Here is a 26774-nt window from a genome sequence, read left to right as displayed (position 1 = left end):
ATTTACATCGACTCCAATAATACATGTCTATTTTTATAGAAATAATCGATGCCTGACCAAATTGTATAGAATAGTGCAATGTACAACATAATTAAGCCGAAAGGTATACCAAATGCTTCAAAAAAGATATTGTTCATAAGGAGTGAAGCGATTGCAACTAATTGAGTAGCAGTTTTAATTTTGCCTAATTGATTTGCTGCGACAACCTCTCCGCCCCCAGCTAAAATTAAACGCAAGCCCGTTACCGCAAACTCTCTGCTAATAATTATAATGACAACCCACGACGGTGCAGCGCCTAATTCGACTAAAATAACCAATGCGGCTGATACCAATAACTTATCAGCAAGCGGATCAAGAAATTTCCCCATATTCGTAATCAAATTATGCTTCCTAGCCAAATGACCATCAAACCAATCAGTAGCTGCTGCAATTATGAAAAGAAGCGCTCCAATTAAATGCTCTACAGATAGCTCTGTGCCGCCAATATACAACGTCCCCATTTTGAAATCGACAATCATGAAAATGATAAAAATGGGGATAAGGAGAATTCGTGATACAGTGATTTTGTTTGGTAAATTCAATCTTCTCACCTATCCTTCAAACAATGTGAAATGAGTTTCATATGTACAGTGAATGAAAATAGTCATCCATTCAGATGACTATTTTCATTTCTTGTATTCAATAATAATATTTTGTGTAATTGCATTAGAATTATATTCCAATTTCTCGTCGTTAACAAAAATATTGGTGCTATTCGTTCTACCTACACGGATCCTAACGAATTCCACGTCAGAAACATCTAAATCGACAGACTGTCCAGCAGTCAAAACTGTAGCGCCTGGAGTTCGTTCTTTTCTCGACTCATCGGTAACGCCGATCCAAGAATCGCCCGTCGTTTCTATACGAAGTTGGAATGTATCTGCATCTGACAAAGTATATATTGAGTCTTCCCCTGAAGTATTTACAAATGTGAGCGATTGTTCAACTTCCTCCTCATCAGGAGTTACATCATCTTCAGGTTTCTCATCATCCACTTGTTCTTTCGTGTCTTTGTCTTCCTCTTCATCGATTACAGGATTCGGTTTGCTTGAAGAATCATTGCTATCCATAGTAACTTTGGGATCCGGCTCGATGACACCATCCATTCCCGTTTTTTTCGATAGACCGTATTGCCATAAAACCCACATAACGACTATGATGACGATAATAAAAAGTGCGACAATGACTTTGGGAATCGCCTCATTTAGACGACTGTTCGTCTTTAAACCACGTTTTCTTGTCATCGGTTGTGATATTTGAGGCGTTTCTTCCTCAATTTGATCGTGCACGGCTGTTTCCCTATACAATGCAAGCATTTCGTCAGCATCCAACTCAACTGCCTCTGCATATTGCTTTATGAAGGCACGTACATAGAACGCTCCTGGCATCATGCTGTAGTCTTCATTTTCAATACCGGAAAGGTACCGTTTCTGAATTTTAGTTATTGATTGTAAATCATCTAATGAATATCCTTTTGCTGTTCTCGCCTCTTTAAGACGAGCACCTAATCCGGTCAATTATTATCACCTGCCTGTTAGAAATTGAACATGCCAAATCCGCCCATCGAGCCCGAATCGGACATCATATGGTTTTTCTCCATCATTTCATATGTAATTTCCTGATCTGGATCGGTTCTTAACTCGATAATATAATCAAAATCATCCATGTCGTATTCTGAATGCTGGACAAACATGTCCGGGTGCTCTACGACTTTAATCGAAGGCATCCGCATCATTTCGCGAACGAGCTGCATATGCCTCTCGTCCCCAGCCTTACGGGTTACTATTCCATCTAAGATGAAAATATTATCTTTGGAGAACTCGTCCCCCGCCAAATTACTCCTTACCGTTTGCTTAATCATCGTTGAAGATAGAAAGATCCACTTCTTATTTGCACAAACACTTGCTGCGACGACAGATTCCGTCTTGCCGACACGAGGCATACCACGGATCCCAATTAGCTTATGGCCTTCCTGCTTAAATAGCTCAGCCATGAAATCAACTAAAACTCCTAATTCACTGCGTAGAAACCTGAACGTCTTTCGATCATCGATATCGCGCTGAATATATCGGCCATGCCTAACGGCTAAAATGTCGCGCAATTTGGGTTCACGGATTTTCTTTACTTGTATCGTTTCCATTGTGGATGCAATCAATTCAAAACGCCTGATTTGATCATCGTTTTCGGTCCGCACTAACATGCCTCGATGCCCACCATCTACACCATTGATTGTAACGATGTTAACATGCAACATGCCTAATAAGGATGCGATATCCCCTAACAGACCCGGTCGATTCACTTGAATTTCGTATTCAACGTACCATTCACCCATGTCGACACACCCTTTCGATCTCTTGTCATTTATGTAAAGAAATCAAGATGAATTATATGAGCGCAAATGCAAGAAAAACATTAACGGTATAGTATATTTCATAGAAATGAGGAGTCTTCCATATGATAGGACGCATAAGAGACAACTTAGTTCTATAATAGCGGATTCCTTATGCGATGAAAAGGAAAAAAGGAAAAGGGAAGGGCCCTCTTCCCTAAAATAAGATGTCTTGCATAAAAACAAATCAAATATACCATCCGCCGTTCAGCTTAATAATTTCTCCAGTCATGTAATCTGCATTTCCACTAATCAAAAATTGGACTAAATCTGCTACTTGTTCAGGAGTTCCAGTTTTTTGGAGTGGAATTTGATCAATGACTATTTGCTTATCCTCTTCAGAAAACTCGTCATTCATCGTTGTTTCGATCCAACCTGGCGCAATTGCATTAACTCTCGTGCCATTATAGGCCGCTTCTTTGGCATACGCCTTTACGAAAGCATGCTGGGCCCCTTTAACTGCAGAGTACATTACTTCTCCGGCTGCACCTGTGTTCCCCCAAATGGAACCAATGAATACAACATACGATACGTCATGACTTCGAAGCTGTGGTGAAACGAGGCCGATGAAAGCAGCAGGGTTTTGCATATGCACTCGCCATAACGCTTCCATTTCTTCAATGGATGTGTCCGTCAATAGCTTCATCACTGCTTGCCCTGAAGATACAATGACGGCTTGAACATGCCCGACCAATGCATATAATTTCTCCGCTCCATCTTCAGAAAGGAAATTGGCTTGTATTGCTTTAAACTCACTCGTAGGATAAAGAGCAGATAATTCCGCCTGCAGCTCGAACACTTGATCAGCATTCCGATTATAATGCAAATAAAGCGACCAACCTTCTTTGGCAAGACGACGGCTAATCGCCATCCCTATACCTCCAGAAGCACCTAAAACGACAGCATACCGCTTCATTGTTACTCTCCTTTTGAAGGTGGGACTACTTTCATCACTGTATAGCCTTCTTCCGATGAAATCGTTTCAAATGCTGCTTTCAAATCTTCCAGTGACAACTGCTCAAGAGTAGGCACTACATCAAATAAATTCATTTTATTGAAATTATATTGAGTAAACTGATTGGCGATGAATTCAATTGAATTTAATGAGCGCATGAATTGTCCAATCTTTCTTTTACGCGCACGGTCGAGATCTTCACTACGAATTGTCCAGCCTTGGATTTGATCTGAAAGTGTTTTACGAATTGCTGCTTCCAATTCAGCAGGATGATCAGTATCTGAACCCACCATAGCAAATCCATAACCTTTTTCCAATGAAACATCATATTGATAAGTTTCATCAATTAAATTAGTCTCATATGCTTCTTTGTAGAAAACGGAAGACCTACCAAAAAGAATATCAAGGACAAGGTTTAGCGCCAATTCCTGTTTCAGCAATTCATCCCCTTCGATATCCACTCGGTTACATTTCATGCCAAAATTGAGTTTTGGGCGCAATACATCCATTTCAACCGTACTTTCGGCGATATGAGCAGTCGAAGGCTCTTCAGGGAACTTTCTTTGTATTTCTTCAGGCTCAGAAAATTCCTTCCCATTTTGATCCTCTTTAATGAAATTCATCATTTTCTCCGGATCAACTGCTCCGATGACAAATACAGTCATATTGGAAGGATGGTAAAATGTTTCATAGCATTCATACAAATGATCTGCAGTAATCTCTTGGATCGTATCAACCGTTCCGGCAATATCAATATTGACCGGATAATTTTCGTATAAATTTTGGATTGCTCCGAAATAATTCCGCCAATCGGGATTGTCGTCATACATCATAATTTCTTGTGCAATAATTCCTTTTTCCTTTTCAGTTTTCTGCTCTGTAAAATAAGGCTCTTGAACGAAATCCAATAATACCTTTGTATTTTCGTATAACTTTTCAGTAGTAGAAAACAGATAAGATGTTCTTGTAAAAGAGGTAAACGCATTTGCAGAAGCCCCTAACATACTGAACTTCTGAAAAACGTCCCCTTCCTCTTTGTCAAACATTTTATGCTCCAAGAAATGGGCGATGCCGTCGGGAACCGTGACAAATTCATCTTTTCCTCTCGGAATGAAAGTCCGATCGATTGAACCATATTTCGTTGTAAATGTGACATACGTTTTAGAGAATCCTTTTTTCGGAAGTATATATACATTTAACCCATTCTCCAACCGTTCATGAAAAAGTGATTCCTGCAAATTATCAAATACGATTTTCTCCATCTCTTTACGCCTCTCTTTCCGATAGCAAGTAGACGATCTCTAATTCAAGCTGTGAAGCCATTTCTTTTACATCTTCTATCGTGACGGATCGCCATTTTTCAATCAATTGTTCTGCTGTGAAATTTTCACTTAGCCGCTTATATTGATCGTATACTTCAATTTGGCTCCTCGCAGAATCGAATGCACTGCGTATGCTATTCGATAGAAGTCCGACCGTTTGATCCAACTCCGTTTGAGTAACGTTGCCGTTACGCAGCGCATCTATTTGTTCTCCGATTAACTTCACTGCTTTCTCCTCAAGCTCCGGATCAATTCCCGCCAAAACATACATAATTCCATAGTGGGATGAGTAGATGCTATTAATTGTATAAGCCATACTTTCTTTTTCACGGACATTCATGAATAATTTACTATGCGCAAAACCGCCTAATACGCCACTTGTAACGACCATCTTTGCATAATCGGGATGATCGAAGGTGATCGGAGTGCTGTAGCCGACTTGCAGCTTCCCTTGCTTCATGTCCTGCTTTTCAAATACTTGCTGTACGTCCCCTTTTTCATGCTGCACAACATTACTTTTTCGTTCAGCAACCTCTCTTGCTTGAAATGGAAATAGCGATTTTATTTTTTCAATAAACTCCTCTTCCTGTATATCCCCAACTACATAAATATCAATTTCGTCTTTATTCAACATGCTTTCATATGTAGAAAGCAGCGCTTCCCTAGTAAGGCTACGGACATCCTCTTCCGTGCCGTTTGACGAAATCGAAGCTGGGTGGTTCGGTCGCATTAATTCGAGCATCCGCTTTTGTGCATACCTTGTTTTATCATCATAAACAGAACGAATACGCTCTATGACAGTTCGCTTTTCACGCTCGACAACGGAAGGTTCAAAAGCGCCATCGACAAAATTCGGACTGAATACGACTGTATGCATTAGCTGCAACGCCTCGTCAAATACACCTTCCGTCGTTAAATACTCATCATTTATACATTCCATATTCAAAGAAACGATATGAGAGTGGCCACGCTTCCCATTATCCATATAAAAGACAGTGCCATATAGCTCATCCAACGCTTTTCTCAATTCGCTTTGTGTACGATATTTCCCATTTGAGTCTTGAAGTACATTTGATAAGACCGTTCTGTAGGCCGCTGCCTTTTCATTTAGTTCAGACTTCCATTTAATTGACATCGTTATCGTTTTAAATTGCTCAGTTTTGCGTAAGTAAACGGTTACTCCCTTTTGCAGCTCCACTTTTTTGAACATATGAGCACCTCTTTTTTTCCTTATTATACGAACACTCTTCTTCACTATACATTTCTTAACAATGAGATGGCAAAATATAAGCATTTTCGAATAAAATCTTGTACTTTCCAGTAATATACAAGAAAAGCTGCTCAACAACGTGAAAAAGTTGTCGAACAGCTTTCATTAAATCATTAACGGCTTCCTTTAATATATGGAGTCCCACTCGCTTTCGGTGCATTTGCTTTGCCAATAAATCCTGCAAGCGCCAAGATTGTTAAGACATAAGGAAGTATGTGGAAATAGACAGTCGGAATTTTTTGTATGAAATCCACTTCGATGGAACCTGCCGTAATCGCCAATGCTTGCGCAAATCCGAAGAATAGCGCTGCTGCCATTGCTCCGATCGGATGCCATTTTCCAAAAATCATTGCAGCCAATGCCATAAATCCTTGACCATTAACTGTTGCATGTCCGAAGTCTCCTGTCATTGTCTGCGAATAAACCGCCCCGCCGATACCAGCAAGACCACCAGAAATAATAACTGCCAAATAGCGCACTCTATTGACGTTGATCCCCATTGTATCTGCAGCCATCGGGTGTTCACCGACTGAACGTAAGCGCAATCCGAATGGTGTTTTATAAATAATGAACCAAGCTACAATTGCAACCGCTATAGCTAAAACTGAGGTTCCGTACACCGATTTGAAGAACATTGGACCAATGACCGGAATATCTTGCAGCAAAGGAATGTTGACGCGCGGAATCTTTTGTTGAATAAAATCCGTTTGTCCTTTTCCGAAAATCATTTTCACAGAGAACAATGCTACAGCAAGCCCTAACATGTTAATTGCGACACCGGAAACGACTTGGTCAGCACGGAATGAAATCGATGCTACCGCATGCATCATGGAGAATATCGCTGAAACAATCATTGCTACTAAAAGTGCAATCCAGGGCGTCCAGCTACCAAACACATCAACATAAAATAAATTGAACACGATTCCGATGAATGCTCCCATGATCATCAAGCCTTCAAGGCCGATGTTGACGACACCAGATCGTTCAGAGAATACGCCTCCAATTGCCGTGAAAATTAAAGGGGCGGCATATGCGATTGACGTTGGAATCATAAAATAAAGGACTTCTAAAAACGACATATCATTTCGCCTCCTTTTTCGAATTCAAGCGCTGCAATCCGACACGGATTATATATCCCGAGGCAACGAAGAATATGATAAGCGCTATGACGATCGATACAATTTCTAATGGAATACCAGCTTCGTTCGGCATATTGTTTGCACCGTATTTCAAAGAACCGAATAGCGATGCACCGAAAATGACGCCTAACGGTGAATTGGCACCTAATAGTGCAACCGCTATGCCGTCAAAACCGATTCCTGTGAAGCCGGCACGAGACGACATATTCCCAAATGTACCTAAAGCTTCCATTGAACCAGCTAGGCCGGCAAATGCTCCTGATATGACCATTGACAATATAATATTTTTATTTACGTTCATACCTGCATATTGAGAGGCATGATCATTAAAACCAACTGATTTCAGCTCGAACCCCGTTTTTGTTTTTTCAAGAATAAACCACATAACGACAACCATTGCAAGCGCAACAAAGATTCCATAATGCAGCGTTGAATAATCCGTTAAATTGGATAGAAAATCAGATCTTAGTGAAGCTGTTGGCTGAATTTTATCTGTTTTAAATCCACCATCTGAAACCGTTTTGATTAGTGCATTGACAACGTGAAGCGCAATATAGTTCATCATAATCGTTACGATTACTTCATGGACACGCAATGTCGCTTTTAATACCCCAGGGATAAGTCCCCATAACGCACCAGCCGCCGCGGCTGCCAATAATGATAACGGCAAATGAATAAACATTGGCAGTTCAAATGCCATACCTACATATGCAGCAGCAAACCATCCGACGATCAACTGTCCTTCTACACCAATATTGAACAAGCCTGTTCGATATGCGAACGCTACCGCGAGTCCCGCAAGTATATAAGGACTAATTTGGCGTATCGTTTCACCAATTGCATAGACATCCCCGAATATTCCATTCCAAAGCGCAGCGTAACCACTCATCGGATCAAAACCACTAAATAGCATGACAATTGCGCCTACAAGTAGTCCTAAGATGATCGAAATGATCGGCACTAAAATATTGATGACCTTATTCGACATTTCGATCTACACCTTCTTTCATCTGTCCCTTTTCTTTTATTGAATGGCCTGCCATCAATAATCCCAACTCCTGCTCATTTGTTTCAGCAGGAATGACAGTGTCCACGATATGTCCATCATGAATGACCGCAATCCGATCCGAAACATTCATTACTTCATCCAACTCAAACGAAATTAGAAAAACTGCTTTTCCATTATCCCGTTGTTCGATTAACCGTTTATGAATGAATTCAATTGCCCCTACGTCTAATCCACGTGTTGGCAATGCCGCTATAAGTAAATCAGGACCCCGGGAAATTTCACGGCCAATAATCAATTTCTGCTGATTTCCACCTGAAAGAGCCCTTGCCAATTCGTGTTCTCCTTGGGTTCTCACATCGTACTCTTCGATGATTTCTTTCGCTTTTTTCGAAATGACTTGATAATTCATGATGCCATTTTTCGAATAGGGCTCGCGATAGTATTCCTGCAATGCCGCATTATAGCCCACTGAAAAATCAAGTACTAAACCATGCTTATGACGATCTTGTGGGATATGACCCAATCCGGACTCTGTAATTTGACGCGGCTTTTTGCCTGTAATATCTATATTGTTCAATGTGATTTTTCCACTTTTCACTTTTCTAAGCCCAGCAATTGCTTCAATCAGCTCCGATTGACCATTGCCGTCAATTCCTGCAAGACCGACAATTTCTCCGCGGCGAACAGAAAGATTCAATTTCTTCACTCTATCTATGCCTCTGTTGTCCGCAACTACTAAATTCTCAATCTGCAAAACTTCTTCTGTCGGATTTGGAGGTTGCTTCTCTGTTTTGAATGTAACTTGTCTTCCGACCATCAAAGTTGCTAACTCTTCTGGATTTGATTCAGAAGTGATGACCGTTCCGATTCCTTTTCCTTTTCGAATTACAGTGACACGGTCCGAAACATCCATAATTTCTTGTAGCTTATGCGTTATAAGGATGATCGATTTCCCTTCAGTAATCAGTTTTTTCATAATTGCTATCAGTTCTTGAATTTCCTGTGGGGTTAATGAAGCAGTCGGTTCATCGAAAATAAGAATTTCTGCACCACGGTATAGTGTTTTTAAAATTTCTACACGTTGCTGCATTCCGACAGAAATATCTTCGATTTTTGCATACGGATCGACATTTAAACCATAAAGCTTTGATATTTCAGCAACTTTTTTCGCTGCGGCTTTAATTTTTACCGTTCCCATTTTCGCCGGCTCACTGCCTAAAATGATGTTTTCTGTAACCGTCAAATTTTCTACCAGCATAAAGTGTTGGTGAACCATTCCGATGCCTAAATCATTCGCAACGTTTGGATTCGAAATATCGACTTTCTTTCCGTGAACGCGAATTTCCCCTCCATCAGGCTGGTAAAGACCAAACAAAACGTTCATCATCGTTGATTTCCCAGCACCATTTTCACCTAATAGTGCATGGATTTCTCCCTTTTTCAACTGCAAGGTAATATTGTCATTCGCATAAAAGTTACCGAATTTTTTGGAAACATTTAGCATCTCGATGACATATTCCAATGGATTCACTTCCTAACGTCAATATTTCATTTCATAATTTGAAAAAATTAATACAATAAAAGATTATTCGTATGAAAAATCTTTTACTCTATTAATTTAGAAGGTGGAGCAATTCATAAAGAAAGGCCGGACGAACCGGCCCTTATAAAGATTGTGAACTGTTTCTTATTTAGCAAATTCAGGAACTTCAATTTCACCGTTGATTACTTTTTGCTTATATTCTTCGATTTGGTCCAAAACTTCTTGTGGAATCGCACCGCGAGAATCAGCAAGGGCTACACCATCATCAGCAAGACCGAATACTAATGTTTCTCCGCCAGGGAATTTCCCATCTTTCGCCAACTTAGAAATTTCTTGAACTGCATTGTCAACGCGTTTTAGCATAGAAGTAAGCGTGATGTTTTCACCGCCAACTTGACCTTCGTCATACTGGTCGGAGTCAACCCCGATTACCCAAACATTTGCATCTTTGTCTGCTTCTTTACGTTCCTTAGCTTCTGCAAATACACCATTACCAGTACCGCCAGCAGCATGGAAAATGATGTCCACACCTGAAGAGTACATGCGTCCTGCTTCTGCTTTACCAAGTTCTGCTTTGTCGAATGCGCCTGTATACTTCACATCTACTTTAATGTCAGGTTTAACCGCAGCGACACCAGCAACGAAGCCAGCCTCGAAACGCTCGATTACCGGAATCTCAATACCGCCTACGAAGCCGATTTTATCAGTTTTCGTCATTAACGCAGCTGCTACTCCAGCAAGGAATGCACCTTCCTGTTCTTTGAACAAAACGTTCGCAACGTTCGGCTGGTCAACTTCACCATCGATGATTGCATAGTTTGTATCTTTTTGCTGAGATGCAACTGTATCGATTGCATCCTCCATTAAGTAACCTACTCCGTAAACTAAGTCGAAATCACGGCGAGTAAGCGCATTCAAGTTCGGAATGTAGTCTGAATCGTCTTTCGATTGAAGGTAAGCGTATCCGCCATCTCCTTCAGACAAGTTGTTCTCTTCTCCGAATTTTTGAATCCCTTCCCAAGCTGATTGGTTGAAGGATTTGTCGTCAACACCGCCAACATCCGTCACCATCGCAACAGAAAAATCAGATGTGTTGCCGCCATCTGAAGATGAAGAACCTTCTTTGTCTTTTTCTTTGTCCGTTCCACATGCACCAAGTAATGTACCAGCTGCAAGAACCAATGATAACGCAAGTCCATATTTACGTTTGCTCACTGTTTGGACCCTCCCTATTTTTTTATAATTTGGTATAAAAATGACGTAGATACGTCTATTAAAGATTGTTTAAAAAGCACTGACAATTTTCAAAAACATATGATGATGCTTTACTATCTCACCATTCATAGCCTTATAGTATGTGTACTTTTCAAACACATCTTATACCCTTTTTCGTACAACATGAAAACTGAATTTATCGGCCCTGAAATAGTTTTTAGAATAAAGAACCATTTCACCATCCGCACTATAATGACACTGAAGCAAGACTAATAGCGGAACATCGACACCGCATCTAAGAATTGCGGATGCTTCGTCATCATAGCCGACAGGCTCGATATTTGCGACTGCTTGTACTATGCGGATATCACCTGTCTTTTCAATCGAATCGAAAATCGATTCATTTAACAGGAAATCTGCGCCTGAAGGAAGATTTTTCGAGAGTACATGATCGATGCAGTAAACGACTGGTTCACCGTCTGCAGTTCTGACTCTCTTAATTGTAACAAGACTATCATTAGCCGTGCAATCAAATTTCGCAATCATTTCATCATTCGGACAATCTTCATGGACTTCCATAAAAATTGTGCCCGGCACCATTCCTGCATCACGAATCATTGATGAGACACTGGATAATTGCTCAATTCCCGAAGAGAATAATGGCTTTGGATTCACAAACGTACCAACGCCATGCTTACGGATAATAATCTTATCTTCTTCCAAAACGCGCAAAGCTTCTCGCAATGTTGCACGGCTTACCCCTAACATGCGAGCTAATTCAAACTCTGAAGGGAACTTCTCATTTTCCTTGAAGATACCAGACTCAATATCCGCTTTGAGCCTTTCAATCACCTGCACATATAAATGCCGTTGATCTGTCTTCACCGTCAATGCAATCCCCCCTTTAAAACAATTACGTCCTAACATAATTGCATCAGATAATCGAGCCGACATTATGTCGTTTTTCCTTGACCTACGTTCTTTGCAAAATGAAGATGCATCTTGAATATCACGTAGGTAGCTTACACATCGATTCGTAAATGAGCCATACTGATTTAAAACTTCTCATTTTTTACTGAATCATATTCCAGATGTTGGACATCTGATGTGTAACATTACTACTAATCATCCATACTATATCATCTTCATCCTGCAAAATAAATAGCGTAATTTCAAATCAGACAAATCAAAATAAAAAATGTGCGATTTTCGTCACGCTCTTATTGAGTTTTCGGCTTCTTCCCTGGTTAATAATACCTGTCTCGGCTTACTACCTTCAGGCGGCCCAACAACTCCCCTTGCCTCCATCTGGTCGACGATGCGCGCTGCTCTTGAATAGCCGATCCTAAATCTTCGCTGAAGCATAGAGACTGAAGCTGTCTGCATTTCCAACACTAATTGGACCGCATCATCATACAATTCATCCGTTTCTTCATATGCCGGCGCATCTTCAACTTCAGAAGGAATCATTTCTTCTTGGTATTGTGCCTTCTGCTGTTCAATTACAAAATCTACTACTGCCTCAACTTCGTTGTCCGAAACAAACGCACCTTGAATCCTTACCGGCTTCGAAGCACCTGCAGGTAAAAAGAGCATATCCCCTCTTCCTAATAGTTTTTCAGCACCCGAGCCATCCAAAATCGTGCGTGAATCTACCGCTGATGAAACTGCGAATGCAATCCTTGAAGGTATATTCGCTTTAATAATACCTGTAATTACATCTACGCTCGGTCTTTGCGTTGCAATTATTAAATGAATTCCTGCGGCTCTCGCCATTTGAGCCAACCGAGTAATGGAATCCTCAACATCGCTTGAAGCAACCATCATTAAATCAGCAAGCTCATCGACGATCACTACGATGTATGGCATGCGTGGATGTTTTTCATCATTTTCTTCATTCCACTGTTCAATATGATCGTTATACCCTTCTATATTGCGGGTTCCCGTATGGGAGAAAAGTTCATATCGCCGTTCCATTTCGGCTACTACTTTTTTTAGCGCCTGCGACGCCTTTCTCGGGTCAGTCACAACAGGGGCCAATAAATGCGGAACTCCATTGTACACATTGAGCTCTACCATTTTCGGATCGATCATCATCATTTTTACTTCATGCGGTTTCGCTCTCAATAAAATACTGACGATGATGCCATTTATGCACACACTTTTCCCGCTTCCAGTCGATCCTGCTACTAAAACGTGCGGCATTTTATTTAATTCTGCCATCATCGCTTTCCCAGTGACATCTCTTCCAAGGGCAATCATTAATTTCGAATTCGGCTTATTATTTTCTTTCGCTTCAATTACTTCTCTTAGACTGACTACTGCTACCGAATGATTCGGTACTTCAATTCCTACTGCAGATTTACCAGGTATCGGCGCTTCGATCCGAATATCACTTGCAGCTAAAGCTAATGCAATATCGTCGGACAAGCTGACGATCCTACTCACCTTAACACCAGTATCGGGAAGTACTTCATATTTTGTAACTGCTGGCCCTAAGTGGACTTGTGTCACTCTTGCCTTAACACCAAAGCTTAAAAAAGTCCTTTCTAACTTTTGTGCATTCGCTTGTATTGAATCATATTCTGCAGACTGATCATTTGCCGGCGTATCACGCAGCAATGATGCGGGAGGCAATACGTATGAAGTATTTTCTTCTTCTCCTGAAACTCCTGTATACTCAGGATTCGCCTTCTCTTCTACTTCTTCCTTCGCAAATTCGGTTTCAGCAACTGCCGCTTGTTCATCCGATGACTTTTTTTCAATTTGCTCATTGAATGCAGAAATGATCGGTTGTGAAATCACCTCTTCATGATCTTCTACCATGACAGGTTGCTCTTCTTGTTGTTCCGATGCTTTCAGCTTAGAGCGATTAGACCTCGACATTGTATGATTGCTTTTAATAGGGGCTTTTTTCGGTTCTTTTTTGCTGATCAATCCTTTCATTGATTCAACAGCTTTAGGATAATATTCTAAAATGTATGGTACGAACGCTTTTCCAGTTAACAATACGATTCCAATTAATAGCAAAAGAACACCAGCGACAGTCGCGCCAGCTGAATCGAATAAAGAATGGAAGAGAGCAAATAGCAAGGCGCCTACCATTCCGCCACCTAATGTACTATTCCTATTCGCGATGCCTCCATTTGTCACTAACACTTTCCACGTTTCCTTAAACGATGAATTCGACATGAGCACTTTACTTTCATAAAGCTCTTTGAATAAATAAATATGGCTGAAAAGAAGTAGACTTGCGAGTATAAACAAACTGCCTCCTACAATTCTGTTCGTCCATCCAATCGCTTTCCGTTTCACCATGAATAGCAATGCCTGTACGATTAATAAAAAAGCGATCGCTCCATGCCAATTACCTAATAATAGTCTAGCAAAAGAAGAAAGACCTCTACCGACGATGCCAAATTCAAAAATGATAATAATTGCTAAACCAATCATCGTTAAACCGCCAACTTCATAAACGAGCGGGGAAACCCCTATATCCTTTTTCTTTTTAGCGGCTACCTTCTTCTTTTTCTTCTTCGTTTTTTTCGACATGTTTTCTCCTCCTTTCAGAAAAAGGACTTCCCGCCGTTCGGTCGGCATGGAAATCCTTTTTTTCGCGTTCTACATTACATTTGTTACTACCTCTCTCCACATTGGCAACGCCTGTCGGAGCTAAGCGCCCCTCTCCGCTTTTGGTATCATCCAGCTCCGAGGGGCAGCTCCTCGGGTCGTTTCAGATAGGAAGCTAAGGCAAAAAGCGCCTTAGTTTCCTATCTTCCGACATACAGGACGTATTAGTGCCGACGTTGCCGCAGGACGCGGCGCTCTTAGTCGGCCAACGCCTGTCGGAGCTAAACGCCCCTCTCCGCTTTTGTTATCATCCAGACTCCGAACGCCAGCCTCTCGGGTCGCTTCAGTCTTGAAACATAAGGCAAAAAGCGCCTTATGTTCAAGCCTTCCAGCGCCTGTCGAGGCTTAACGGCGTTCTCCGCTCTTGTTTTTAATATTCCATAATAATCGGGATGATCATTGGTCTTCTTTTTGTTTGTTGGAATAGATAGGAGCTGAGTGTGTCTCTGATCTCTTGCTTTATGTTTGTCCATTCAAACGTATCTTTATTCACATGTTTCTCGACAATCTTTCGGACTAACTTTTTGGATTCATCCAAAAGCTCCTCTGATTCTCTTACGTAGACAAAACCTCTGGAGACAATTTCCGGACCTGCTGCAATTCGTTTTTGCTTACGGCTTAGCGTAATGACGACAGTGAATATGCCATCTTGGGAGAGCAGTTTCCGGTCGCGCAATACGATATTGCCAACGTCACCGACACCAATTCCATCGATCAACACATTACCTGCCTGTACCCGGCCACTCATTCTCATCTTATTATTTTTATATTCAACAATGTCGCCTTTGTCCGCGATGAAAATCTGGGATTTATGCAATCCTATTTGCTGTGCCACCTTAGAATGAGCGATCAGCATTTTATATTCCCCTTGAATCGGAATAAAATAGTCAGGCTTCATCAGGTTGAGCATTAGCTTAAGATCCTCTTGGCTGCCATGTCCTGATACATGCACATTACGCGATGAAGTCATGACATTCGCTCCCGCTTTTGCAAGTTCGTTCGCAACTTGGTACATGGATACTTCCATACCTGGAGACGGCGTAAATGTAATTAAAACAGTATCCGTTTCTTTGATTTGAATATCTTTATGGAATTTATCGACGATCTTTTCAAGTGCATCAAGAGGCTCGCCTTTATTGCCTGTAACGATAATAACAATTTCTTCATCTTGATATTTCCCAATTTGTTTAACAGGTATAACCATCTCTTCGTCAACTTCCAAATAGCCTAATCGCATTCCAACTTCAAAATAGCTTTCTAGACTTTTTCCGACGACAGCAACTTTCTTGTTCGTTTCTTTTGCTTTATCAAACACTTGTTGAATACGTATGAAGTTTGATGCATACAGTGCAACAAGGATTCTACCTTCAGCGCTATAGAAAGTTTTCGATAGCTGTTTTTCGATGACAGATTCAGAAGTGGTATATCCAGGTCGTTCTGCTTCTGTTGAATCAGAAAGAAGGAGGAAAACGCCTTCCTCTCCTAAGGCAGCCATTTTGGCCAAATCAGGGCGGTACTTTCCTTTAGCAGATTGGTCAAATTTAAATTCACCAGTATGGACAATTGCTCCTTCGCTCGTATGGAACACAATTCCTAACGAGTCCGGAATGCTATGTGTCGTATGGAAAAACGTCACATGCGTACGTTTAAAATTCATCCTGCTTTTATTCGTAACTTCAAAAAATTTCACATTTGAAGGGGCAGGCATCGCTTTCAAATGTTCTTTTGCTAACGCTAATGTCAATTTCGAACCATATACGGGCGCTTGCACTTTTTGCAGTAAGTAGGCAATTGCGCCAATTGCATCTTCGTGACCATGCGTCAAAAAGATTCCTTTTACACGGTCTTTATTTTCTTCGATATACGTCATATCCGGTATAACGATGTCAATCCCTAACATCTCTCCTTCGGGAAACATAAGACCGGCATCGACAATAAACATTTCATCGTCAATCTCGATGACATACATTGCCTTTCCGATCTCTCCTACCCCGCCTAATGGGATTACTTTAATCAGTTCGTTTTTTGTTTTTGTCACATTGTTTCCTCCTATACTTTGTTCAAGAAGACTCGTGTTGAATATAGTAACGGTCTATGTATGCATACGTAAAGAATGGCGATAACCGATCTATTTTTCATCATCGCCTTTACTATTTCAATTCTGTTTATTCAACACAAATCTCCCACCCTGCACGTGTCGAGATGAGTGTGAATGCAGTTTGTACTATTTTTGTCTTTTTAACAATCAATTATTTTCTTTCCATTATGAATTCCCGTCCACAACACTATGATTCATTATACGGGAGATTACCCGTTCTATACAAACAAAAAAAGCGGCAAGTTTACCTACCGGGTTCGATACACGGGGAGAAAACGATAAATTGCATAGCAAATAGGGACACAATTCACATTTGGATTGCCTTCCCATTTTTGTTGTTATACTAATTTTAAAAACAATTTTTGTAGAAAATAACAATAGAATAGAATTACAATTAACAACAGCTCATAGCTTTTGCGATGTTATGGGTTTGTTATTTTGAGGTTGTAAGAGTGTTTTGGAATTACTAAATACAATGCTGAGAGCAAATGATATTGTGTTAAAATAAAGATACAAGAGGACGGCTAATTCAACAAACCCAGCCAGTTTGATGGAATGACTGATTCCTGTCGGAAGGAGATATTCATTGGATGTCATTTATTTTATACTTGCGTATATAGGTTCTTTTGGGTATGCCTATCTTGGGTATTATTTTTTGTCTTAACCTTGTTGAAGTGATTAAGAAAATTAAAAATGAACAGCCAACTGTTGCTAATACTTTTTGGTTGACTGCTTCATTCATTTTAATCGTATGGATTATAGCTTTATTTCCTACTGCAACCTAATGCTGAATAATAAAAATGCTCAGGCCTAAAAGCCTGGGCATTTTTATATAAACTGTCAATTCGTTTACTAATCATACGCTCATTCAGTCGTTTACTGGGGCTTTTTCCCATCAACCGAATCCGTTAAAGTTTATCGGCCATTATTAATGCTCCAACTTCATTTGTTTTTGAAAAGCATCCCAAACTTGATCAAATTCAGCTGCCCCTTCTCCATTAGACATTAAAGGGAGTCGGACACCTCCAGTTTCGATACCGATTTTTTGAAGTGCATATTTGATCGGTATAGGATTAGGGGCAGAAAAGACGGCATGAAACAACGGCAGCAATATTCGATGAATCTTAGCTGCTTCCTTCGTATTTCCGCTTTTAAAAGCATTGATCATTTGTTGCATTTCATTGCCAACTACATGGGAAGCTACAGAAATGACACCTTCTCCTCCAATGGAAAGCAATGGTAATGTCAAAGCATCATCCCCACTATATACTTTAAAACCACTATCCGTTTTCGTAATAATTTCTGCCATCTGATCAAGACTGCCGCTTGCTTCTTTCACAGCCCGAATATTTTTCAATTTAGAAAGTGCAATGACCGTTTCGGGAAGCATATTGACTGCCGATCTTCCAGGTATGTTATAAAGGAGCAACGGAAGTTCCGTTTCCTTTGCTATATGTGAGAAATGAGCATACATTCCTTTTTGGTCTGGCTTATTGTAATACGGCGTCACTAGCATAATGCCGTCCGCTCCAAGTGATTCGGCAGTTTTCGTTAATTTTATCGTTTCTGCCGTATTAAATGTTCCAGTTCCTGCAATTACCGGAATACGGCCATTGACGATTTCAATCGCGGATGCAAACAAAACCGCCTTTTCGGCATGATTTAACGTAGGTGATTCACCTGTAGTTCCACAAACGATAAGTGAATCTGTTCCACTACCGATTAAATGTTCAATCAGCTTCTCTAATAAGTCTCGGTCGATGCTACCTTCTTCTGAAAAAGGCGTGACCATAGCTGTACCTATTTGCCCAAGTTCCAATCTGACCATTCCTTTTCAATGTAGTGAAGGCGCACGCCTATTCGACCTCATGCAACCAAGCTCTTTTTTACGATTGGACCAATTGCTCCGCGATTTGCACTGAGTTCAAAGCAGCGCCCTTTAATAAATTATCGGATACGATCCACATATGGAACCCTTTATTATGTTGTGGATCTTTTCGAATCCGGCCGACGAAAACTTCATCTTTCCCTTCGGCATATAATGGCATTGGATACGATTGGCTTGACGGGTCATCTTGAACTATTACTCCCTTGGCATTTTCCATTGCGGATTTTAGTTCTTCAACCGTTATACCTTCTTCCTCTAATTCAACATAAACTGACTCGGAATGCCCTGTGACGACAGGTAAACGGACACATGTTGCCGTAACAGACATTTGATCATCACCGAAAATCTTTTTCGTTTCATTCATCATTTTTAACTCTTCCAGTGTAAACCCTGACTCATCGAACAGATCAATTTGTGGAATTGCGTTAAAAGCGATTGGATAATGGCGTTCAGCGGAAGCACTTGGCAGCAGTTCCGCTTGAATATTTGCACGGTCGTTAAATTGTCCGCTCTGCTTTTCCAATTCCTCTATCGCTTCTGCTCCTGCACCGGAGACCGCCTGATAAGTTGATACAATAATTCTGCTAATGCCGAATTTTTCTTTTAAAGGTTGCAGCGCGGCTACCATTTGAATGGTCGAGCAATTCGGGTTAGCAATAATGCCGGCATGTTCTTGAAGAACATGTGCATTCACTTCAGGTACAACGAGCGGAATATCTTTATCCATTCGGAAAGCACTCGTATTATCAATCACGACCGCCCCGCGTTTGACAGCTTCGTGTGCAAACATTTTTGAGATAGCTCCCCCTGCACTGAAGAAAGCAATGTCCACATTTTCAAACGACTCCGGCACAGTTTCTTCTACGACGTATGATTTTCCTCCAGCGACAATTTCTGTGCCAGCTGAGCGTTTGGAAGCTAACATCTTTATTGACTTTACAGGAAAATTCCGTTCAATTAATTTCTCAAGAATTTTAGTTCCTACAGCTCCTGTAGCTCCGACGATTGCAACATTTAGATTCTCTTTCTTCATCTCTATCTCCCTTTCAATTGGTTCATATGCGGATAAAAATACATGATAACAAGAATTTATGCAGATTCTTTTTAAAGGTTAATGCACTTTTTCCATTGAACCTATAGTGTTCATTGGAGGAATTATAACATATAAAAAAAGTCTGTGCTTTGTATTTTTACTTTGCTTCATGAATAATTAAAATTGGCTGAAGTTGTTGTTTTTTGAGGGCTGCCGCTGCTGCTGGCACCATTAAGGAAAAATCGGAGATTAATGAGTTCGGTTTTTTATGTGGGTCATCCTGTCCGAAAGGGATAAAGAAAATATTTTTTGTGTTTAGAAGCTTCATGAGATTCATTCCGTTTAATCCTAAAGCATCGTTTGTAGATATGCCAATTAACACCGGATTGCCATTGCGCAGCGTCGCTTTTGCCGCCATTAAAACAGGCGAGTCAGTTGCAGCGTTCGCAAATTTGCTCATGGAATTTCCGGTCATCGGAGCGATGATCATAATATCGACAGGTGTGGAAGGGCCGAATGGCTCAGCTCCAACAATTGTCGAAATGACCTTTTCTCCTGTCGCCTTTTCAATTCTTTCAATCCATTCCTCTCCAGTTCCAAATCTGGTAGCCGCGGTCAAAACGGAATGGGTAATGACCGGTACAACAGTAGCACCATTTTCTTGCAGCGAACTGATGACCGGCAAAATTTGATCATACGTGCAGTGGGATGCTGTAATGCCTAATCCAACGCGTTTCCCTTGTAACATTTTATATAGAGTTCCCCTCTCATCCACTATTCATCCTCAGAATCGCTTTTGTCAAAGCCCTCGCGGCATCGACAGGAAAGTGTTTCCCAGGCAATCCGAGATGTATTGTATAGTATTCATCCGGGGAATTGTCCTTTAGGCATCCGGGCGCCGATGATAGGTCAAATATACGTAATGTGGAGCCTTCTTCAACCTCTAACCATTTTGCTGGAATCGTATTTATTAATATGCCATCTGATCTAAATGGTTCTTCAGCAAGACGCTCCGTTCCATAACGGAACGCCTCGGCCTCTCCTAATTGTTCATCTGATCGAACAAGAATTGTTACCGATCCGCCAAGTGAAGTGAGGACTTCTGCTGTCATTTTACCAACCCGTCCGAAGCCGGCAATATAAAAATGCGTCCCTGCGATAGCACTTTTCGTATCCGTAAAATATTCCTGTATAAATGCTTCTGCTGTCAATCGTGCATTTTCCCAAATGAATCGAACTTCTTTTAAGTAATGAAAAATTTCAAAACCTGCCAGCCTATAAGGAGAAAGCCAGTCATCCGAGGTGACACCGACATAAAGCTTTGCAGTCTTGTTCAATAATTCTATAGGGATTTGTGATTTCATTTGCAGTATAGGAAAGACGAGATGATCTGGTTTTACTTCCTGCAAAAGCTTTTGTAGTTCCTCTGACATTTCATCTCCATTGTAGTGATAAGAAGGGTATCCAATTTCGTTCATAATGCTGTTTCCTTCAAGCATTCGCTGATCTGTGCCGATGAATAGCCAGTTCCCTTTAATTGTCGTCAAGATCGAAATCCCCCAAACTATGTGTTTTCCCGAACAAAATACGATGTTCCCCAATCAACACAATCTCACTCCAAGGAATAAATTCAACAGACTCCTGCTCGCGGTTTCTGAAAGGCAGACGGCTGAATTTCTTTTTCACCTCAAAACCGATAATTTCGCCGGTTTTACGGTTGAAAATCAAATCTGTGTCTGCCAAAAAACCGTATCGAACCCCTTCTTCCACTTGGATAAGCTCTTTTAGTGCCATTTCGGATAATAGCATCCCTTTCCCCTTTCAACCGTTTTTTCCATTCTATGAATCGAGATAATGAAAACTGTCTGAAACAGTACAGTACAATGGAATACATGCCGTTCATACTTACGGTGCAATTATAGAAACCGCCCGATCCTTTCGGAACATTTCATAAGCCATCTTACCGACATCGGCAAGATTCACCCGGTCGATCAGTTCCACGACTTCACGAACTGATTTGTGTTCTCCTAAAATTAGTTCGTTTCTTCCATTTCTATGCATTATTGCTTCTGAACTTTCTAAACCTAAGATAAAGCTTCCTTTTAACTGTTCTTTTGCGTTGGACAATTCCTCTTCCGTCACGCCATCCCTTTGAGTATCCATAACAATTCGGTCGATTGACTCCATCATTTTATCTACGTTTTCAGGATTCGTTCCAGCGTAAATGACGAAGGAACCGATAGATGTGTAGGAAGAATAATAAGAGAATACTGTATAAGCTAACCCCTTGTCTTCTCTAATCTCTTGGAACAGCCTGGATGACATTGTTCCTCCAACGATGCTATCGAGCAAAATGAGATCGTGCAGCTTTTCATCTTTAATTGACAAACCTGGATAACCAATGCTAATATGCGCCTGCTCAATTTCTTTTCTTTTCGAAGTAATTCCGCTATGAAAGTTCGGTATACGAACAGCTTCGTTTGAATTGTTTTGCTTTTGATGTGCATCTGTTGAACCAAAAAGTGATTCAATCCTCTTTAACAAACGATCGTCGTAATTGCCTGCTATTGAAATAACAATCTTATCAGGTGTATAGTGTCGTTCCATGAAATTTTTTATTGAATTACGGTCAAATGAACCAATTGTCTCAGCTGTGCCGCCAATAGACTTTCCAATCGGATGATCTGCATACATTTGTGTCCAAAGTCTTTCATCTACATCGTCATCAGGGGTATCTTCAATCGACGCAATTTCTTCTAAGATGACCGATTTCTCTTTTTCTATTTCCACCTCATCAAAGTTGGAATGAAACAGCATATCCGATAGGATGTCGATTGCCTGTTCTGCATGATAGTCCAATACCGTTGTGTAAAAACAGGTCATCTCTTTTGCTGTATAAGCGTTCAAATCACCGCCCATGCGATCAAATTGCTCAGCAATCATTTTTGCACTGCGTGTTGAAGTACCCTTAAATAGCATATGTTCGATGAAATGGGATAGTCCCCATTCCGCTTCCGTTTCATTTACAGAACCTGCTTTAACGTATATACCGATAGCGACTGAACGAACATATGGCATTTTTTCCAAGACGACTCTTACGCCATTTTGACAAGTATATTTATGAATCATTTCAATTTCCCCCCGACTTTGTCCAAATAGATCATGAGCATGCACTGAAATAAGCATTCAATTGATCATCGAGCGGTTCGAACTTTACGCAAACCATTGCTTTGCAAATCAAGTATAGTGTTTCTTTTTTCAGCCTATTCCGCTCAATTAAATAAAAAATAGTTTAGCGCAACTCATGTAAAAGAAGTGACTTTCGCGATTAAGCTAAAAAAAGCCGCCATCTTCGCAATCGCAAAGAGGGGCTTTCCAATACAAGCTATATTACTTTCCTTCTTTTTCCGCCGCTTCTTTTTGTTCTTTAAGCACTACTTTACGAGAAAGATTTACGCGGCCTTGATTGTCGATTTCAATAACTTTCACAAGTAATTCATCACCCATTTTAAGGACATCTTCTACTGCTTTCGTACGTTCTTCTTGAATTTCTGAAATATGAAGAAGTCCGTCTTTGCCAGGGAAGATTTCAAGGAATGCACCGAATTTTTCAATACGTTTCACTTTCCCTAAATAGTATTCCCCAACTTTCGCTTCACGGACGATGTCTTCAATCATTTTCTTCGCCTTCTCGTTCATTTCCGAATCCGGGGAAGAAATATAAATCGTACCGTCTTGTTCCGTATCGATTTTAACATTCGTTTCTTCAATGATTTTATTAATCACTTTTCCGCCTGGTCCGATTACATCACGGATTTTATCCGGATTAATGCGAATCATAATGATCTTTGGCGCATATTTCGAAAGCTGTCCACGAGGTGTTGATATTGTAGAAAGCATATGGTTTAAAATTTTCATTCTGCCGACTTTCGCCTGTGCCAACGCTTCTTCCAATATTTGCTTCGACAAACCTTCGATTTTAATATCCATTTGTAATGCTGTTATGCCTTTTTCTGTACCGGCAACTTTGAAGTCCATATCGCCTAAATGGTCTTCCATTCCTTGGATATCTGAAAGGATTGAATAATTTTCTTCACGTTTTACAAGACCCATCGCAATACCTGCAACTGGTGCCTTGATCGGAATTCCTGCATCCATCATAGCCATTGTCGAAGCACAGATCGAAGCTTGTGACGATGATCCATTGGATTCTAAAACTTCTGCAACTAAACGGATTGTGTATGGGAACTCTTTCTCATCAGGAATAACAGCTTCTAATGCTCGTTCTCCTAAAGCACCGTGTCCAATTTCGCGGCGGCCAGGTCCACGGATCGGTCCAGTTTCACCAACACTGAAATTCGGGAAATTATAATGATGCATAAAACGTTTGGATTCTTCCAAGCCTAAGCCATCAATGATTTGAACTTCGCCAAGGGCGCCTAATGTACATACGCTAAGTGCTTGTGTTTGTCCTCGCGTAAAGAGCCCTGATCCATGCGTGCGCTGCAAAATTCCTACTTCAGAAGAGAGTGGCCTAATTTCGTCCAAGCCACGGCCATCCGGACGAATTTTTTCATCGGTAATCAATCGGCGGACTTCTTCTTTTACTAGGTGATCCAATATGCTTTTCACTTGTTTAACAGTCTCTTCATCCGTATCGTCATTTGTATATTTCTCAATGACTTGTTCCTTCACCGCATTGATTGCATCTTCACGTGCATGTTTTTCTTCAGTTTGAATTGCTTTAATTAGATCTGCTTCACAATCAGATTTAATTTCCTCTAAAAGCTCCTTGTCCAATTCAAATAATTCAATTTCCATTTTCTCCTTGCCAACTTCTGCGACAATTTGTTCTTGGAATTCAATGAGCTTAATAATTTGTTCGTGGCCAAACATGATTGCTTCCAGCATTGTGGCCTCTTCAACTTCTTTTGCACCTGCTTCAACCATATTAATGGCATCTTTTGTGCCAGCTACAACCAAATCCAACTCGCTCACTTCAAGCTGTTCAGGTGTTGGGTTGATAATAAATTGACCATCGATTCTACCGATTTGAACTCCAGCAATCGGACCTTCGAATGGAATATCTGAAATTGACAATGCAAGCGACGATCCAAGCATCGCTGCCATTTCAGAAGAGCAGTTTTGATCGACAGACATCACAAGTGAAATCACTTGTACATCATTGCGGAATCCGTCAGCAAACAATGGTCTGATCGGACGGTCGATCAAACGGCTTGTCAATACGGCTTTTTCGGATGGACGGCCTTCACGTTTAATGAAACCTCCTGGAATTTTTCCTACCGCATATAGACGTTCCTCATAGTTAACTGTCAATGGGAAGAAATCAAGCGCTTTTGGATTTTTCGAGGCGGTCGCCGTAGATAATACCGTCGTTTCACCATAGCGCACTAATACAGCCCCGTTTGCTTGTTTGGCAAGCTGGCCAGTTTCGATTGTAAGCGGTCTTCCCGCCCAATCAAATGTATACACCTTTTTCTGTTCTGTCATTGTGGTACTCCTCTCTAATAAACGTAATTCGGCAAAGCCTCCTTTTTCAAGGTTCGGCTATATTCCAAACAACTACAATTCAGCCCATATCCTATCAAAGGCCGAAAAGATGGTGAACCCGACGGATGGACTGCATATGAAGTATGTATTAACTAGTAGTGTATCAAAAAAGCAAAGGTTATGCGAAATATATCTTTAAGTTTTTAAAAGGCGGCGCTGAATGAGTGGAATGGCAAAAGATTGGTTTTCGCCGCTACTGTTAACCATTCATGGACCGGTTATTGCAAACATTAAAAAGAGCGGGCAAAGCCCGCTCCTCGTATACATCTTATTAACGGCGAAGGCCGAGTTTTGCAATAAGATCACGGTAACGTTGAACATCAGTTTCACGTAGGTACTTAAGAAGTCTACGACGTGTACCGACCATTTTGTAAAGACCACGACGAGAGTGGTGATCTTTCTTATGCGTACGTAGATGATTGTTCAAGTTGTTGATCTCTTCCGTAAGGATAGCGATCTGTACTTCAGCAGATCCTGTGTCGTTTTCATGCGTTTTGAATTCATTAATCAATTCATGTTTACGCTCTTGAGTAATTGCCATCCTTTTTCACCTCCTAAAAAATAAATATCCCCAAATCCCTAGCAATCGTTGGTGATTCGGCTTGCCAAGGAAAGGTTTGTGTTTTTTCACTGCTTCATCATATCATGTGCTTTGAGGATATGCAACAATGAGCATCATTCTACCCTCAACAAATTTAAAGCGGTTTGTTTGTCTTTGCCAATTTGATTGATTAAATCATCGACCGAATTGAATTTTTGCTCTTGGCGAATCGAAGCTATCCATTCGACTGCTGCTTCTTTGTCATATAAATCCCCTTCAAAGCCGATTAAATGGACTTCCACACTCTTTTTCGCTTTTTTAGGGTCATGGAAAGTTGGTTTCACTCCAACATTGCAAACACCATCATATTTTTTGCCATCTACAATCATTCTAACAGCATAAACTCCGTTTACTGGAAGAATGGTTTCATCGTCTACTTGAATGTTGGCAGTCGGAAAGCCTAACAGACGTCCTCTTTTTTCACCATGGACGACTATGCCTGACGTTCTGAACGGACGGCCCAAAAGACGCTTCGTCTCTTCCACATTTCCTTCAGCAAGCAATTGTCGAATACGTGTGGACGAAATTTTATCGTCGGCGTCCGTTACTTTTTCGACGGTAGTTGTATCGTAAAAACCATCTGAAAGTTTCTTCATCGTTTCCATCGTACCTGAGCCTTTGGATCCGAATGTAAAATCGAAACCGGCTGAAACATGTTTGACATTTAGACCTTTTATAAATAGCTCTACGAACTTTTCGGGCGTCAGTGATGCAAGCTCCCAATCGAATTTTACAACAAATAGCGTATCTATGCCTATCGATTGTAAAACACGTACTTTCTCGGGAAACTGCGTTATATATCCAACTTTATTTTTACCCCCGCCAAATAAATGAGAAGGATGGGGATCGAAAGTCATCACTGCAGATTTCATATTCAGCTCCTCCGCTTTATCTTTGGCTGCTCTAATAACGGTTTGATGACCTTTATGCAAGCCGTCAAAAAAACCGATAGCCATTGAAAAAGGGCCTGCAGAATCGACTGTCATATGATCGGGATATTGCAATCTGTAAATTTCCATTGGATTCTCCCTTTCTCTTCATGCATTTGCCTCTGTCGCAAAATACTTTATGA

General features: G+C 40.8%; 22 protein-coding genes. All 22 read right to left on the bottom strand.

Annotated features, from left to right (window positions below):
• Positions 1-2: 2 nt before the first annotated feature.
• The 22 genes from pgsA to ribF all read right to left on the bottom strand — a co-directional run bounded on the left by pgsA (position 3) and on the right by ribF (position 26721).
• Positions 3-581: a CDP-diacylglycerol--glycerol-3-phosphate 3-phosphatidyltransferase gene (pgsA, locus tag ACFQ38_RS03585; protein ID WP_336822533.1), complete on the bottom strand. Its 579-nt coding sequence runs from the start codon at positions 579-581 to the stop codon at positions 3-5.
• Positions 582-665: 84 nt separating this feature from the next.
• A complete protein-coding gene (locus tag ACFQ38_RS03580; protein ID WP_336822532.1) occupies positions 666-1556 on the bottom strand; it encodes a helix-turn-helix domain-containing protein in 891 nt (296 codons plus the stop codon).
• Positions 1557-1573: 17 nt separating this feature from the next.
• Positions 1574-2371 (bottom strand): YmfK family protein, encoded by a 798-nt coding sequence (locus tag ACFQ38_RS03575; protein ID WP_336822531.1) that lies wholly within the window; start codon positions 2369-2371, stop codon positions 1574-1576.
• A 244-nt stretch (positions 2372-2615) separates the two neighbouring features.
• On the bottom strand, positions 2616-3344 hold the full coding sequence (ymfI, locus tag ACFQ38_RS03570) for an elongation factor P 5-aminopentanone reductase (RefSeq protein WP_336822530.1): 729 nt from the start codon (positions 3342-3344) through the stop codon (positions 2616-2618).
• A gap of 2 nt (positions 3345-3346) precedes the next feature.
• Positions 3347-4645, bottom strand: coding sequence for an EF-P 5-aminopentanol modification-associated protein YfmH (yfmH, locus tag ACFQ38_RS03565; protein WP_381479803.1), 1299 nt, complete (start codon positions 4643-4645; stop codon positions 3347-3349).
• A gap of 4 nt (positions 4646-4649) precedes the next feature.
• Positions 4650-5915, bottom strand: coding sequence for an EF-P 5-aminopentanol modification-associated protein YfmF (gene yfmF, locus ACFQ38_RS03560; protein WP_381479802.1), 1266 nt, complete (start codon positions 5913-5915; stop codon positions 4650-4652).
• Between the two features lie 173 nt (positions 5916-6088).
• On the bottom strand, positions 6089-7054 hold the full coding sequence (locus ACFQ38_RS03555; protein WP_336822527.1) for an ABC transporter permease: 966 nt from the start codon (positions 7052-7054) through the stop codon (positions 6089-6091).
• A gap of 1 nt (position 7055) precedes the next feature.
• Positions 7056-8102 (bottom strand): ABC transporter permease, encoded by a 1047-nt coding sequence (locus tag ACFQ38_RS03550; protein WP_336822526.1) that lies wholly within the window; start codon positions 8100-8102, stop codon positions 7056-7058.
• Positions 8092-9645 carry an ABC transporter ATP-binding protein gene (locus tag ACFQ38_RS03545; RefSeq protein ID WP_381479801.1) on the bottom strand — a complete coding sequence of 518 codons (1554 nt, stop codon included), beginning with the start codon at positions 9643-9645 and terminating at the stop codon, positions 8092-8094. Before ACFQ38_RS03545 ends, ACFQ38_RS03550 begins: the two co-directional genes overlap by 11 nt.
• Positions 9646-9810: 165 nt before the next feature.
• Positions 9811-10881, bottom strand: a complete 1071-nt coding sequence (locus ACFQ38_RS03540; RefSeq protein WP_336822524.1) for a BMP family lipoprotein — start codon at positions 10879-10881, stop codon at positions 9811-9813.
• Positions 10882-11043: 162 nt separating this feature from the next.
• Positions 11044-11772, bottom strand: coding sequence for a GntR family transcriptional regulator (locus ACFQ38_RS03535; protein ID WP_381479799.1), 729 nt, complete (start codon positions 11770-11772; stop codon positions 11044-11046).
• A 321-nt stretch (positions 11773-12093) separates the two neighbouring features.
• A complete protein-coding gene (locus tag ACFQ38_RS03530) occupies positions 12094-14433 on the bottom strand; it encodes a DNA translocase FtsK (protein ID WP_381479798.1) in 2340 nt (779 codons plus the stop codon).
• 448 nt (positions 14434-14881) lie between these two features.
• On the bottom strand, positions 14882-16549 hold the full coding sequence (locus tag ACFQ38_RS03525) for a ribonuclease J (RefSeq protein ID WP_336822522.1): 1668 nt from the start codon (positions 16547-16549) through the stop codon (positions 14882-14884).
• A 988-nt stretch (positions 16550-17537) separates the two neighbouring features.
• The gene (dapA, locus tag ACFQ38_RS03520) at positions 17538-18428 is read right to left on the bottom strand and encodes a 4-hydroxy-tetrahydrodipicolinate synthase (RefSeq protein ID WP_336822521.1); all 891 of its coding nucleotides are present in this window, start codon (positions 18426-18428) and stop codon (positions 17538-17540) included.
• A 67-nt stretch (positions 18429-18495) separates the two neighbouring features.
• Positions 18496-19530 (bottom strand): aspartate-semialdehyde dehydrogenase, encoded by a 1035-nt coding sequence (locus ACFQ38_RS03515; protein WP_381479797.1) that lies wholly within the window; start codon positions 19528-19530, stop codon positions 18496-18498.
• Between the two features lie 157 nt (positions 19531-19687).
• A complete protein-coding gene (locus ACFQ38_RS03510) occupies positions 19688-20278 on the bottom strand; it encodes a dipicolinate synthase subunit B (RefSeq protein WP_336822519.1) in 591 nt (196 codons plus the stop codon).
• Positions 20279-20297: 19 nt separating this feature from the next.
• Positions 20298-21077, bottom strand: a complete 780-nt coding sequence (locus ACFQ38_RS03505) for a dipicolinate synthase subunit A (RefSeq protein WP_381479796.1) — start codon at positions 21075-21077, stop codon at positions 20298-20300.
• On the bottom strand, positions 21064-21339 hold the full coding sequence (locus ACFQ38_RS03500) for a YlmC/YmxH family sporulation protein (protein WP_336822517.1): 276 nt from the start codon (positions 21337-21339) through the stop codon (positions 21064-21066). Before ACFQ38_RS03500 ends, ACFQ38_RS03505 begins: the two co-directional genes overlap by 14 nt.
• 96 nt (positions 21340-21435) lie before the next feature.
• Complete coding sequence (locus tag ACFQ38_RS03495) at positions 21436-22659, bottom strand: M16 family metallopeptidase (RefSeq protein WP_336822516.1); 1224 nt, start codon at positions 22657-22659, stop codon at positions 21436-21438.
• 261 nt (positions 22660-22920) lie between these two features.
• Positions 22921-25041 carry a polyribonucleotide nucleotidyltransferase gene (pnp, locus tag ACFQ38_RS03490; protein ID WP_336822515.1) on the bottom strand — a complete coding sequence of 707 codons (2121 nt, stop codon included), beginning with the start codon at positions 25039-25041 and terminating at the stop codon, positions 22921-22923.
• 331 nt (positions 25042-25372) lie between these two features.
• Positions 25373-25642: a 30S ribosomal protein S15 gene (gene rpsO, locus ACFQ38_RS03485; protein ID WP_239429857.1), complete on the bottom strand. Its 270-nt coding sequence runs from the start codon at positions 25640-25642 to the stop codon at positions 25373-25375.
• Between the two features lie 134 nt (positions 25643-25776).
• Positions 25777-26721 carry a riboflavin biosynthesis protein RibF gene (gene ribF / locus ACFQ38_RS03480; protein WP_381479795.1) on the bottom strand — a complete coding sequence of 315 codons (945 nt, stop codon included), beginning with the start codon at positions 26719-26721 and terminating at the stop codon, positions 25777-25779.
• Between the last annotated feature and the right edge of the window lie 53 nt (positions 26722-26774).

The sequence above is a fragment of the Sporosarcina contaminans genome, assembly GCF_042679045.1.
GTDB lineage: Bacteria > Bacillota > Bacilli > Bacillales_A > Planococcaceae > Sporosarcina > Sporosarcina contaminans.
This window is presented reverse-complemented; position numbering and strand designations above follow the sequence as displayed.